We start from the raw sequence: 14,025 nt of genomic DNA on the forward strand, positions 1-14,025 counted from the left end.
GGGTCGGACAAACGGATGCCCGAAACGCACGATGCGTGGGGTCTGAAGATTAATCACACTCGCTCTGACCGAGGAGGTGCTGCCAATGTCGCGAATTTCTATGTTTAACAGCCCGTTGCTTCTGGGTTTTGATCAGATCGAACGCGTTCTTGATCAGGTGTCAAAAACCAAGGCCGAAGGCTATCCACCCTATAACATCGAGCAAATTGCCGAAAACAAACTGCGCATCACTGTCGCGGTTGCCGGATTTGCCGAAGAAGATTTGTCCGTAACCACAGAAGATAACCAGCTGATCATTCGCGGCAAGCATACCGATGATGACAGCGAGCGTGTCTATATCCATCGTGGTATCGCATCGCGACAATTCCAGCGGTCCTTTGTTCTGGCCGAAGGAATCGAGGTTGTCGGTGCCCATCTCGATAACGGCCTGCTTCATGTCGACCTGAACAGACCATTGCCTGAACCGGTGGTGCGCGAAATTGCAATCGGATCAAGCAAGAAGAAAGCGGTTCCGTCACGGACCATCGACATGAAGGTTGAAGACGAAGACGGTACTGCCGAAGATAATAACGGCAAGGCCTAATAAAGGAGTGGTTCAAATGACAAACCGCACAGCAAACCACGATACCGAGATCACCCAGCGCGACGCGCAGGATACCGGCCTGTTGTCGAATGTTGATTTCGCCATGTTGGGCATTCATGACTTTGCCTATATCCGGCAGGTTCCAAATGCCGAAGAAGACAGTGACGAGATGGTTTTTGGTGTCTTTACCGCCGATGGCACCCATATCGCATCGTTTGAAAGCCACGCGGTTGCCGACGCGGCCATCCGACAACACGATATGGAACCGCGCGCGGTTCACTGATCTTCCTGCCAAATGAATCACAAAGGCACCTGCCCTGGCAGGCACCTTCTTTTTGCACCGGTCTGGTTCCCGCAACATGACGTCCACATCCGATATGTCATCGGCCAAGTCGTATTCCGAACTCCATAACTGGCGGCTTATTCGCAATACTGCCGGGCTTTCGGATGCGCCGATCCTTGTGTTGTCACACGGATTTGGAACCGATCATCGCAGCTGGCGCCTGTTGTTGCCCGAATTGCTCAAACAGTTTGATGTCGGGGTCTATGACCTTGCCGGGGCAGGCCCGAATGGTGGACGTAATTTCGACGCCACCCGGCATGTATCGATCACATCCTATGCCGATGATCTTCTTGCACTGCTTGATGAACAGGGCATCACATCCTGTCAGATCCTGACCCATTCGGTCAGCGGCATGGTCGCGCTGATTGCCGCCCAAATGCGCCCGGACCTGTTTCGGCGCATCTTCATGATTGCCGCATCACCGCGTTACCTTAACGAAGACGGCTATCATGGCGGTTTTTCACAAGATGATCTGAATGGTCTGTTTGATGCGATGCATTCGGGATATGAGGCCTGGGCAAACGGGTTTGCCCCGATCATTGTCGGCGAACCCCTGCCGGAATTTGTTCTGGAATTTACCGCCGGGCTATTGAATATGCCTGCGGATGTCGCGATCCAGACAGCCCGCTTTATCTTCCAGTCGGATTTCCGTCATCTGCTTGCCGAGATTTCCGTTCCGACCGTGGTGATCCAGCCCAAAAATGATCCGGCCGTACCGATTGAGGTCGGCAGCTATCTGAAAGCGCATTTGCGCAATGCCGTGCTTGAAATTATCGAGGCACGCGGCCATCTGCCGCATCTGACAGCTCCCTATGCGGTGCTGCATTGTCTTCATAAATCGACTGAAACCGAGCCGCTGGCCTAGCGGATTTCGATGACTTCGCCCGGAACCGCCATGCGGACCTGATCATTGCCCTGAATGATCCTTGCCATCTCGGCGCGGACGTCACGCTTGATGTGATAAAGCCAGAACCGTGCACCGGGCATATCGGATGCCAGTTGCAGGACGGTTTCCAGATCACAATGGGCCGCATGTTGCGGATCATGACGGGTCAGATAGGTTTCCTGGAACACAAGATCCGCCCCGGTAAACAGGGCCGCGGTATCCGCCGTGACATTTCCGTCCCCGGAATAGGCAAATCCCTTATTGGCATAGCGCAGCAAGATGGCGTGGTTCTGCACACTGTGATCCGACCTTGCGAACTTGCACTCGAACGGCCCGATCATGTCGGTTTCGAGAATCGAATGCCAGATGATGGTGAACGGCCAGGCTGACCCCAAACCGGTAAAACCAAGCTCCATCAGTTTTTCAAGATGGGTCTGCAATTGCGGGCTGCACAGGATATGAAGCGGCTTTGACCGGCCATCATCGCGCCAGTTCAGCATGACCGGGATCAGACCAAAGATATGATCAGGGTGCATATGGGTAAAATAGATCGCATCAATCGCATCGGGGTCGGAAAACTTCCCCATCAGCTGACCGGCAATGGTTGCCCCGCAATCAATCAGCAAACGATAGTCATCTGCTGTGACCACAACAGACGAATTTGCAAAGTTCGGGTCGAACGCCTCGCCCACACCCAGAACATCAATGCGCATGTAATCGCTTGTCATAACCTGACCGTCCCGCCTGTCTGCCTCACACAGCCTGCCAAAATCCGGCGGCTATTCTTGCGATTTTGCACGCAGCAAAGCAAGACGTTCTGAAAATCGGTCAACGGTCATACGCAAATTGTCATAGAACTGCAAAAGGCAGAACCGGGTGGCTCTGCCTTTCGCAAGATTTTGAAATATAGAGATATTTTATACTTATCGCGCCAAAACTTCGGCCGCTTCACGGGTTTTGTAAACCGAGGATGCAACATCGTCACTTGTGGTCCGGATCACTTGCAAATTCCGGCTCAACTCTTCGACGGTGTTTGCCATGTTGCGCATATTGGCACTGACATTGTCTGTAACAGCGGTTTGTTGCACCACAGCCGACGAAATATTCGTCACATCATTACGCACCGTTGCGACCGACCCGCGGATGACCTGAAGGGCTTCGGCAACCTCGTTGGAGATCGCCTGAATACCGGTGATCTCTTTTGAAATGTCCTCTGTCGCGCGTGCTGCCTGATTGGCAAGGTTTTTGACCTCGTTTGCAACCACAGCAAAGCCTTTGCCTGCTTCGCCTGCTCGCGCACTTTCGATGGTTGCGTTCAAGGCCAACAGGTTGATCTGCCCTGCGATATTCTGAATAACCTCGACGATACTGCCCATCTGATCAACAACCCCGGTCATGCGCTCGGTCATTGCATTGGCGGTTTCGGTCTGGTCATAGGCACGTTCGGTTTCGGTCTGGGACTGGGTCATGCTATGCGAAATTTCGGCAATCGAGGCCGCCATCTGTTCCGCACTGACCGCAACCGATTTGGTGAGTTCCATCGTCCCGTTCGAAACATCAACGCTTTGAGCCGTACGGCTGTTAAGTTTGGAAATATTGCCTTCGATCTCGGCAAAATTGCCATCAATCATCTGTTTCAGATTAAGCAAAAGCTTGGTCTGTTCGGTAATATCGATGGCGAACTTGATCACCTTGATCGGGTTTCCAACCGCATCCAGAACCGGGTTGTAGGTTGCCTCGATCCAGATGTCCTTGCCGCCCTTGCCAATGCGTTTGAACTGACCGGCCTGGAATTTCCCCTGATTGAGGTTCTGCCAGAAGGTCCGGTATTCCGACGAGTTGCGATGTTGCGGTTCGACAAACATCGAGTGGTGCTTGCCGACGATCTCGTCAAGGCGATATCCCAGCAGCGACAGGAAGTTTTCATTTGCCTTCAGAATTTTGCCTTCAAGGTCAAACTCGATCACCGCCTGCGATGCGCTGATGGCTGCGAACACACTTTGCAGAAGGGCGCGCTCATTACGACGCTCGGTGATGTCGCTTGCAAATTTGACGACCTTGATCAACTTGCCCTTGTCATCAAAAACCGGGTTATAGGTTGATTCCAGCCACACCAGTTCGCCGTTTTTGCGTTTGCGCGGAAAGGCTCCTGACGCAAACTCGCCATTGCCAAGCTTTTTCCAGAATGACTGGTAATCGGCCGAATGCACGATTTCCTCAGGGACGAACATGGAGTGATGCTTGCCGACAACTTCCTCAAGCGAATAGCCCATGGCTTTCTGGAAATTTTCATTTGCCCACAGAATATTACCCTTCACATCGAATTCGATGCGCGCCATCGAACGACTCAACGCTGCGGCGACCTGTGTTTCGGCCTGCGCGTGTTTATCGTTCCTGAAGATACCAAAACCCACTTTAATGTCCTTCCGTTCCGCTGTTCCCGAGCCATCCTTGGCCGTTTCAAACGGGGTCAACCAACACAAACACCACCTTCGTATAGCTCCTGAAACTTCGACAACTGTCCCATTTGCATGGTGCAATTACGGAATTCATTGCTTTGAAGACGGTAAGATTCATCTGGGAATTTCGAATATCATCTCAATTACAGCGGATTACGATATGCATCCTGATGCATATTCCGTATTGCTGTCATTTTCCAAAAATCATTCACAACTATTTGTTTATGTTAGATTTTCTGTTTGATATCCGCTTGATTCCTCATCGTGATCGATGCTCTTGCCTCGATAATTCTCTATCAGGCTTTCTTTACGAGCAATTTCCTTTGGCCGATCACTTTGATCAACCATTCACTTTATGAATAATTGATCTTCGTAAAATACATATACTTTTGAATAGTTCAACTACTGATTTTGAACAGCTGTCCCGATACCGGTCCGGAATGGTGACACAACCCGGAACCGGAAGCAGGACATATGGGGAATTTCAGAACATCAGCAGGAACTTATCGCCCGGTTGCAAAAGTACCAGACGGGACTTGTTTATTTCAGAGACGTTGCCAGACACTGTTGGTCAAACGGCTATCAGAAGGCCAACCGGCTCTGTGGTATTGCTGCGGCATCAGCCAAGTGCTTCAAACCAGACGAGTCACACGCTCTGACAAGCCATTGATTGACTCGGTCGGATCAGGCAGGCCATTTGACGATATAACGCGTCAGGTCGGGATGAGCATCATCTTCGGAAATCACCATGCCGCGCACAGACATACCGGCAATAAAGGTAGACTCGCGATTTCCCGTTACAAGCGGGTGCCAGTCAGGAAGACCTTTACCCTCCGACAGCAGTCGATAGGCACAGGTTGACGGCATCCAGTTGAGTGTTTCGACATTTTCCTTCGACAGCTGGACGCAATCGGGAACATGGACTGTCCGGTTGGGATAGTCCTTGCACTGACAGGTTTCACAATCAAGCAAACGACAGGCCACAGAGGTGTAATAGACAAAGTCGTCATATTCGTCCTGCAACTTGTGCAGACAACATTTACCACACCCATCACACAGGGATTCCCATTCATCCTGTGTCATTTCTGCAAGTTTTTTGGTTTCCCAGAATGGGTCTGCCGGAAGGGTGACGGGATTGTTATCAGTCATTGTCTCTCTCATGCGGGCCGTCTGTTAAGCATGATACAGGGTAATACAGCCCGATGCATCACACGAACTCACGACATCGGCGCAAATGTTCAACTCTGCGCGATCACATGGAAGAACGACCCGAATACCCGCCCCTGAACCAGACCCGCCGGACCAAGATCGCCACCCAGCGCAGTGCGCATGCGACAGAACGGTATCCCGTCTTCGGAAAGTGTCGTCGCATAGTGGAACTCATGTCCGCGCACAGTCATGCCCGCCGGTCCGAACGGTGTCGGAATACCGATTTTGGCTTCGCGATAACCAAGATGAAGCCGTCGGGTGGCAAAGCTTGTCGAAAGCGGCAAAAGACCAAGCATCTGATGTGTCGTCCCGTCAGCATCGGTCAAATCCGTCCCGAGGGTCATATAGCCCCCGCATTCCCCGTAAATCAGAACGTCCCGCGCAGCCGCCTCATGCATTCCGGCCTTGAAGATATCAGCTGCGGCAAGTGTGCTGGCATGAAGTTCGGGATACCCGCCGGGCAGATAAATCGCATCGCATTCGGGATCGGGGGCCTCGTTCGCGAGCGGTGAAAAGAACGTGACAGATGCCCCGGCACGCCGCCAGCCATCAAGAATATGGGGATAGCAAAACGCAAAGGCCTGATCACGCGCCACGGCAATCCGTTGCCCAAGCGGGGCGATAAGGGGGGCATCATCAAGATTGCCCGCATCACCGTCTTGCGGATCAGATGGCTTTGTCTGCTCTGCCAGCCCGGTCAGCGCATCAAGATCAACATCCTCGGCAATGATATCTGCGGCACGCTCAAGGAATGCATCGAGCTTGGGATGTTCACCGGCCTGCACCAGTCCAAGATGACGTTCGGGAAGGGTAAGCTCATCAGACCGGCGAACCGCCCCGATGATTGGCAAGTCCGGTAGATGCCTGGCACAGGCATCAATGATCATCTTGCCATGGCGGGGGCTTCCGACCCGATTGAGGATCACGGCGGCGACATTGATATCCTTGCGGAAATTGGCAAATCCCGAAATCAGTGCCGCAGCGGAGGCAGACTGTCCTTTGACATCGACCACCAGAACCACCGGCCAGCCGGTTTGTGCGGCAAGATCGGCAGTTGATCCTTCGCCATTTGCCGCCCCGTCAAACAGGCCCATCACGCCTTCGCACATCACAAACGATTTTCCGGTGGCGTGGCCTGCGGCCAGCGATGCGATCTGGTTACGGCCCATTGCCCAGGGATCAAGATTGATACAGGTCCCGCGACAGGCTGCGGCCTGAAATGCCGGGTCGATATAATCAGGGCCGGTTTTCGCCGCTGCAATCTTGCGCCCCTGACGGGTCAGGGCGCGTAACAACGCCAGGGTAATAACGGTCTTGCCACTATTGGACGATGGTGCTGCAATCAGAATGCCCGGAACGGGGTCTGCTTTTTCACGGGGCATATGGCGGGGTCTCCGGCACGGATGGACAGGCAGGCGGTGATATCGGGGACAATAATCCACCCCGCCTGCCAATCATAGCATTCCGATCATAACATTGCCGGTCGATCGATCAGCCGTTCTTTTTTACCGCCTCGGTGATGCCCTTGGCCATTTCTTCGGGGGCAGTGCCATAGTTGAAATGGCGAATGAACTGACCATTGCGATCCATCAGATACACAAAGGACGAATGATCCATCAGATAGGCGTCGGTATTTTCCGGTTCACCTTCGGGAATGGCCTTGGCGTAATATACCCGGAAGGTTTTTGCCGCCGCCGACGTCTGGGCGACGGTTCCGGTCAGGCCGACCATTCTGTCATGGAAATGCGGCACATAGGCCTTGATGGCCTCGACCGTGTCACGTTCGGGGTCGACGGTGAAGAAGACAGGTGTCACTTCATTGGCAAGGTCAGCCGGCATCTGGTCAAGCGCATTGCCCATGACCTGCAATTCGGTCGGGCAGACATCCGGGCAAAAAGTATAGCCGAAATAGATCAGCATATATTTTCCGGCAAAGTCCTTCTCGGTCACGGTCTTGCCGTCCTGATTGACGAGCTCGAACGATCCACCGATGGATGCAATTCCCGATGACTGGGTTTCTGTCCCCATCATCATCAGGCGATAGGTCAGACCAATCCCCAGAACCAGGGCAATCGCCAGAATTGCCAGAAGCGTCTTTTTGCTCACGCGTCCTACCTCTTTTCTTTTGACCGCACTTGACCGGCCTTTAAGCATTCCAAACTATCGGGGCACTATAAATGCCCTGTGCAATCCTGCAAGGGCAGCAGCTGTGGGAAAGCTCACACCACGTTACAAAATCCTGTAAATATGACACTTTCCACAACATATCCGGTGTCCTGATCAGGCAATTGCCTTTGCGGCAAGGGCAAACAGGATCAACCCGTTCACAATCATCAGTCCGCGCCCGACCGGCACCATCAAGCTGCGAAACCGCTGGGCAGCGTATTGACCGATAAAGCCTGTGACAAACAGCATCGGCACCGTGCCAAGACCAAAGATCACCATCACCACCCCGCCATTCAGCGCACTTGCGGTCGCCGCAGCCAGAACCAGCGCACCATAGACCAGCCCGCACGGGATAAAACCCAGCATGATGCCAAGTGCATATCCCCGCATGCCAAAGGGGGCAGCAAAAAGCGGTCGCAAGCGGCCACCAAACAGGCGGTTCCACCACCGCGTTTCACCAGAAGTCGGCAACAGACCACCCAGATGGGGCAGCAACCCCATGATCCCGAAAATCAGGAAGAACGCACCGGCAAGCACCAGCAAGACCGGCCCGATCCACCAGATACTGGTCAATGCCGAGATACCATCGGCAAAGAAACCCGCAAGCACGCCGAGCAGGCAATAGGTGGTCAAACGCCCGAACTGATAAGGCAAAAGAGCCGCCCCGGTCAGACGACGCAGCTCGCTCATTTTTTCGAGCGGAACCTGTTCCATCCGGCTGGTGACCTGCGAAATCACAAAAGGCCCGCACATGCCGACACAGTGGGTAACACTGCCGACAAGCCCGGCAATCAGCGCAGACAAAATCACCCCGCCATCATCGCGCAGGATTTCGGCACATTGTGCCCAGCCGCTTTCAAGGATGCGGATCAATACCTGTTGTTCGTCCATGATCCATCCGGGTCAATTCGATTGCGGCGATTGTGACAAGCACGCGCCTGACGGACAACGATATATATCAATCCACTGGAATGGATTTAATAAGGGGAGTGACCTAGTCTTTTAGCGGATCAGACGGGGTCGAAATCAGTTCAAGTACCTGTTCGAACGGCACATTGCGAACCGATTTGACATCGTCTTGCGGCGACAGCCAGTTCAGGCGATCCCGCAAACCGACAACCTTGCCCAGAATGCAGATCGCGGGCGGTTCAACACCGGCACGTTCAACATCATCGGCCGCCTTTTCAAGCGTGGTGATCAATATACCCTGATCGGCTGTGGTCGCCTGATTGATAACCGCAAGCGGCTCATCCCCGGAACGGCCATTGGCCATCAGTTCCGAGGAAATCCGGCGCAAATGCTTCATCGCCATATACATCACCAGAACCGGCGCCCCCTTGGCAAGGGCTGCCCAGTTGATGTTGTCGGGAACCTCGCCACTTGATCCATGGCCGGTGACAAAGGTCACCGATGAATTGCAATCGCGATGGGTTGTCGGAATACCGGCATAGGCCGCCCCGGCAATCCCGGCGGTAATGCCCGGCACCACGCGGAAGGGTACATTGTGCTCAACAAGGGTCAGGCCCTCTTCACCGCCGCGCCCAAAGACAAACGGATCGCCCCCCTTAAGGCGCAGGACACGCAAGCCCTGCTTGGCAAGATCGACCAGTTGCAATGAAATATCGGTCTGTTTTGACGACGGACGTCCGCCACGTTTGCCCGCATATAAACGTTTGGCATCCGCACGCAGAAGATTGAGTATCCGTTCATCAACCAGCGCATCATAAACAACGACATCAGCCTGTTGCATGGCATTGACCGCATGAAGTGTCAGCAAGCCCGGATCCCCGGGACCCGCACCAACCAGCCATACCCAACCCGGTTCAAACACCGGAAAATCAAGACCAAGAGTCGTCATTACGCGCTACTTCTGTTCCGTGAATTTCGGTCCATCTGTGCAGGACCGTTTCAAGAGGATATGTTAAACAACAATCAAACGATACGTCCAACATATTTCCGATATTTTGTCGTATTATTAAAAGAACAACACAATTTAATATGTTTAATTAAAATTCCCGCGATGGCAGGAACTTCGCGCCATCAATACCGGGAACCAATGCCAGAGTGACAGGAAAAAATCGAGGAATGGTCAGAAAACCGGAAGGACCGCTGCGCAAGGGATGGACAACGGGGGCCTGTGCCACCGCCGCCACCCGTGCTGCCTGGCAGGCCCTGCTATCCGGTACGTTTCCCGATCCGGTCACCATTACCTTGCCGCGCGGTGAAACCCCGTCTTTTGCGCTGGTCAAAGCCGAAAAGGGTGATGGCTGGGCACGTGCAAGCGTGATCAAGGATGCGGGTGATGATCCCGATGTCACCCATGGGGCTGAAATCGTTGCCACCCTGCGCATCGGAAAACCCGGGGCCGGTATCAGTTTTCATGCCGGGGACGGGGTCGGAACCATCACCAAACCGGGTTTGCCCCTGCCCCCCGGCGAGGCCGCGATCAATCCCAAGCCACGCGAAATGATGGTTGGTCAAATCACCGAGCTTTACGAAAAATTCGGCGCCACCCCTGATGTCGAGATCGAGATTTCCATTCCCGGCGGACAGGAAATTGCCACCAAAACATGGAATGGACGGCTGGGTATTGTCGGCGGTTTATCGGTTCTGGGCACGACCGGGATTGTCATCCCGTTCAGTTGTTCAGCATGGATTCATTCCATCCATCGCGGCATTGATGTAGCGCGCGCCACCGGGCGCATCCATGTCGCGGGCGCAACCGGTAAAACATCCGAGGCCGCCATTCGCGCATTTTATGGCCTTCCCGAAGAAGCCATTCTTGATATGGGCGACTTCGTCGGCGGGATGCTGAAATATCTGCGCAAGAACCCGGTGGAATTTGTCAGCATTGCCGGTGGCTTTGCCAAACTCGTCAAGCTTGCCCAAGGGCATCTTGACCTTCATAGCAGCCGGTCGCAGGTCGATTTTGACCGGCTTGCAGAGACCGTCAAACTGTCAGGTGGCAGTTCCGATCTTCAGGATCAGACCCGCTGCGCCAATACGGCAAAACAGGTTCTGGAACTTTGTCAGGCCGCAAACGTTGATATTGCAGACACCATTGCGCGTCAGGCCTCTGAATCGGCACGTGCCACCCTTGATGGCGCAAGTGCCGTAGAGATCCTGGTAACCGACCGCGAAGGCCGGATCATTGCGCGTCATGGTGTTGGTGATTTTGACCGCTTCAAACCGGTCACATCTGCCTGATCTGCATCCGCACACTGAACATATCACAACAAGGTCACTGCCCATGTCGCTTTCCCGCCCTGCCAAACGCCCGAAGCATGTTCTGATTTTTGGCGGTACCGGGGACGCTAATCGCATTGCCGAGGACCTAATGCATGAATTCGGCCGCGACATCCGGCTGCAACTATCCCTTGCCGGTCGCACCAGTGCACCCAGCCTCCCGGACGGGGTTCCGGTGCGGATTGGCGGGTTTGGCGGACCGGAAGGCATCATTTCCTATGTCAAAGGCGAGCAGATTGATCTGGTGATTGATGCGACCCATCCTTATGCCACCCGGATTTCAAGCAATATCGCGCAAGCCTGCCACGCAGTCGCGATGCCCTGCATCCAGTTTTACCGCCCCGGCTGGGAAAAGACGCCCAAAGACAACTGGATACCGGTCCGTTCCATCGAAGAAGCCGCCCGTATTCTGCCCGACCATGGCACACGCGCCCTGATCGCCAGTGGTGCAAAGAACCTGCATGCCTTTGAAGGCCTTGAAAAGACCTGGCTTTTGGTACGAACGGTTGATGCCCCGCGCGATCCGTTTGATCTGGCATACGGGGAATGGCTTTTTGCCCGTGGCCCGTTCAGCGTCGAAAGCGAGACCGAACTTCTTGAACGCCACGGGATTGATGTGATCGTCTGCAAGAATAGTGGCGGCACGGCGACATTTGCCAAAATCGAGGCCGCTCGCAATCTTGGCCTGCCGGTGATCATGATTGAACGGCCGGGTGCCGCACCAGTAACGCAAGCACACACCCGGGAAGTTATACTTAAAAGCGTTCAAAAGTTTCTTGATGAAAACTAATTTCGCAACATTGCAACACAAACACCACTAGACCGCTTCTGACTTTGATTCAATAATATTCCCAAGGACGGAAATAACCGTCAGAGACAAGTTACCGGCCATAAATGGCGCTTGGCTCATATAAATCAAAACAATCCATGAGTGGGAATATCATGACCGGCAAAGTTGGTTTGCGCGGTAGGCTAATGGCGGCGATTGTCCCCATTGCTCTACTTGCTGTTTGTGCCGCCGCACTGGCGGTTTTTTCTTTTCGTATGACTGAGTCCCAGCAACGGGTCGTCACTGCAGAAGCGATTCCTGCCCTTGTCAACGGGCAGGAGCTTTATGCCAGCAGCGATGCGATCATTCGTATTGCACGCGCGGTTGCCAGTGCGACCAGCCATGACGAAGTTGTTGCTGCGACCGCAACGCTTGATGCTGTCGAAAACCAGATGAATGATCATATTTCCGGTTTGGCGGCATTGGGGGTGAATAACGAGATATTGCAGCAATTCTCGGATCAGACCGGGCAAATGATCGTCAATATCCGCCGTCTGGAAGAGACCATGGGTGGGGTCTTTACCAATCGGGACGAACTTGCGTCCATGCTTGATGAGATCATCCGTGCTGCTGGTGCGATTGAAGTCAGTTCGCGTGAACTCTCGACCAACGCCAACATGACGCTGACCAACAATGCCGGTGAACTTTACAGTCTGGTTGGCAAGGCGGACAGGGAAGGCGAGATTTTTGATCTTCTCGATCAGCTGATTGATGAAGACGCCCTGACCGCACAGAACATGGCCGAGCTTCGCGCATTGGCCCTCAAGATCCCCGATCTGGCCCGAATTGCAAGTTCAGCTACTGATATTGACGGCCTTGATCGCGTCAAATTCTGGTCCAGTCCGATCATCACGCAGATGGGTGCCAGCATTGCCGAAATTCCGGTTGATGACCTTAAGGCCCGTTCGGAGGAAAACTTCAAAACCCTGTCGACCGGACTTGATCCCAACAGTGAGAAGAACCTGTTTACCCTGCGTCAGCGCGGTCTTGAACAACAGGTTGTCCTTGCCGATCTGCTTGAACAAACCACAACCATTGCCAATGGTATTGGGGAAACAGCCGATCAGTTGCTGGGCGAAATGCGCAGCAAGATTGATGCTGCCAATGCCGATGTCAGCAAGACCATCACGGTTGCCGAAACCGTAATGCTGATTGTTGCAGCGGCGGCCATCATCATTTCAATCCTGATCATCTGGCTTTATGTCCAGCGCAACCTTCTGGCCCGGCTGATTGGCCTGAACAGTGCCATGGATCGTCTGACCAATGGCGATCTGCGCACACCGGTTGCCGACAAGGGATCAGATGAAATTGCGGCCATGGCCCGTGCGGTCGAAACCTTCCGCGAAAACGCGCTTGAGGCCGAAGAACTCCGGGCCCAGAACAAGGCCAACGAGGAACGTGCCGAACAGCAACGTCGTGCGGCCCTTCTTGAAATGGCTGACGGTTTTGAAAGTTCGGTCAATGGACTGGTCACTGACCTTCTGACCCAGATCACCGAAATGCGCAATGCGGTCGATCATATGGCATCGAATGCCGGTGAAAACGTTGTCCGGGCAACCGATGTCAGCAATGCCTCGCACAATGCGTCGGAAAATGTCAGCTCGGTCTCGTCTGCGACCGAGGAACTTTCGGCATCAATCGCCGAAATCGAACGCCAGGTTGGCAAAGCCGAGGAAGTCTCACGTTCTGCTGTCGAGGAAGCCCGCCGTTCGGATGTTACCGTTCGCCAGCTTTCCGATACGGCCGAGAAAATCGGTGAAGTCATTGATCTGATCAACACAATTGCCGATCAGACCAACCTTCTTGCGCTGAATGCCACAATCGAGGCTGCACGTGCCGGTGATGCCGGCAAGGGCTTTGCCGTGGTTGCCAACGAGGTCAAAAACCTTGCAACCCAGACCCAGCGTGCGACCGAGGATATCAGCCGCCAGATCGACGAAATGCGCACCGTCAGTGCATCCGCCGTCGAGATGATCTCGGCCATCGCAACCACGATCGGCGAAGTCGACACGATTTCAAGCTCTATCGCGGCTGCCATGCGTCAACAGGGTTCCGCCACCGCCGAGATCGCCAGTGGTTCCGAGGAAGCAGCCCGTGGCGTTCGCGATGTTTCGGCAAACATGACCGAAGTTTCCCGTTCTGCCGAGGCCGTTCAGACACTTTCGGGCGATGCCCGTGGCACGGCCGAGGAGCTTCTGACCAAGGCCCAGCGTCTTCAGGAAGAAGCAAACGGCTTTGTCGCCCGCGTCCGGGCAGGCTAATTCTGTTTTTCAACAAAGAAAACCCCTCCGTCGGCTGGCCCGG

13 protein-coding genes are annotated in these 14,025 nt (G+C 54.0%); 6 read left to right on the plus strand and 7 right to left on the minus strand.

Annotated features, from left to right (window positions below):
• Positions 1–85: 85 nt before the first annotated feature.
• From WA318_RS00940 to WA318_RS00950, 3 genes are all read left to right on the plus strand, one after another.
• Complete coding sequence (locus WA318_RS00940; RefSeq protein ID WP_114096239.1) at positions 86–583, plus strand: Hsp20 family protein; 498 nt, start codon at positions 86–88, stop codon at positions 581–583.
• A 16-nt stretch (positions 584–599) separates the two neighbouring features.
• Complete coding sequence (locus WA318_RS00945; RefSeq protein ID WP_114096240.1) at positions 600–866, plus strand: DUF1150 family protein; 267 nt, start codon at positions 600–602, stop codon at positions 864–866.
• A gap of 76 nt (positions 867–942) precedes the next feature.
• Positions 943–1,791 (plus strand): alpha/beta fold hydrolase, encoded by an 849-nt coding sequence (locus tag WA318_RS00950; RefSeq protein WP_336079536.1) that lies wholly within the window; start codon positions 943–945, stop codon positions 1,789–1,791.
• Here WA318_RS00950 and WA318_RS00955 read toward each other — a convergent pair.
• The 7 genes from WA318_RS00955 to cobA form a co-directional block, all read right to left on the minus strand.
• Positions 1,788–2,540 (minus strand): MBL fold metallo-hydrolase, encoded by a 753-nt coding sequence (locus tag WA318_RS00955; protein ID WP_114096242.1) that lies wholly within the window; start codon positions 2,538–2,540, stop codon positions 1,788–1,790. The two genes, WA318_RS00950 and WA318_RS00955, sit on opposite strands and share 4 nt — an antisense overlap.
• 195 nt (positions 2,541–2,735) lie before the next feature.
• Complete coding sequence (locus WA318_RS00960) at positions 2,736–4,226, minus strand: methyl-accepting chemotaxis protein (protein ID WP_336079538.1); 1,491 nt, start codon at positions 4,224–4,226, stop codon at positions 2,736–2,738.
• Between the two features lie 729 nt (positions 4,227–4,955).
• Entirely contained in the window at positions 4,956–5,420 is a 465-nt protein-coding gene (locus WA318_RS00965) for a YcgN family cysteine cluster protein (protein WP_114096243.1), read from the minus strand.
• 89 nt (positions 5,421–5,509) lie between these two features.
• Positions 5,510–6,862, minus strand: coding sequence for a cobyrinate a,c-diamide synthase (locus WA318_RS00970; RefSeq protein WP_336079540.1), 1,353 nt, complete (start codon positions 6,860–6,862; stop codon positions 5,510–5,512).
• A gap of 109 nt (positions 6,863–6,971) precedes the next feature.
• The gene (locus WA318_RS00975) at positions 6,972–7,586 is read right to left on the minus strand and encodes an SCO family protein (protein WP_114096833.1); all 615 of its coding nucleotides are present in this window, start codon (positions 7,584–7,586) and stop codon (positions 6,972–6,974) included.
• A 174-nt stretch (positions 7,587–7,760) separates the two neighbouring features.
• Complete coding sequence (locus WA318_RS00980; RefSeq protein ID WP_336079543.1) at positions 7,761–8,537, minus strand: sulfite exporter TauE/SafE family protein; 777 nt, start codon at positions 8,535–8,537, stop codon at positions 7,761–7,763.
• A gap of 103 nt (positions 8,538–8,640) precedes the next feature.
• Positions 8,641–9,504: a uroporphyrinogen-III C-methyltransferase gene (gene cobA / locus WA318_RS00985; RefSeq protein WP_336079544.1), complete on the minus strand. Its 864-nt coding sequence runs from the start codon at positions 9,502–9,504 to the stop codon at positions 8,641–8,643.
• A 227-nt stretch (positions 9,505–9,731) separates the two neighbouring features.
• On the opposite strand from cobA, the gene WA318_RS00990 reads away from it, so the two are divergent.
• From WA318_RS00990 to WA318_RS01000, 3 genes are all read left to right on the plus strand, one after another.
• Positions 9,732–10,853: a cobalt-precorrin-5B (C(1))-methyltransferase gene (locus WA318_RS00990; protein ID WP_336079546.1), complete on the plus strand. Its 1,122-nt coding sequence runs from the start codon at positions 9,732–9,734 to the stop codon at positions 10,851–10,853.
• 43 nt (positions 10,854–10,896) lie between these two features.
• The gene (locus WA318_RS00995) at positions 10,897–11,682 is read left to right on the plus strand and encodes a cobalt-precorrin-6A reductase (RefSeq protein ID WP_336079548.1); all 786 of its coding nucleotides are present in this window, start codon (positions 10,897–10,899) and stop codon (positions 11,680–11,682) included.
• A 152-nt stretch (positions 11,683–11,834) separates the two neighbouring features.
• The gene (locus WA318_RS01000) at positions 11,835–13,982 is read left to right on the plus strand and encodes a methyl-accepting chemotaxis protein (protein ID WP_336079550.1); all 2,148 of its coding nucleotides are present in this window, start codon (positions 11,835–11,837) and stop codon (positions 13,980–13,982) included.
• Positions 13,983–14,025: the final 43 nt, after the last annotated feature.

Origin of the sequence: Thalassospira sp. CH_XMU1448-2, assembly GCF_037027285.1 — a bacterium.
Taxonomy (GTDB): domain Bacteria; phylum Pseudomonadota; class Alphaproteobacteria; order Rhodospirillales; family Thalassospiraceae; genus Thalassospira; species Thalassospira profundimaris_C.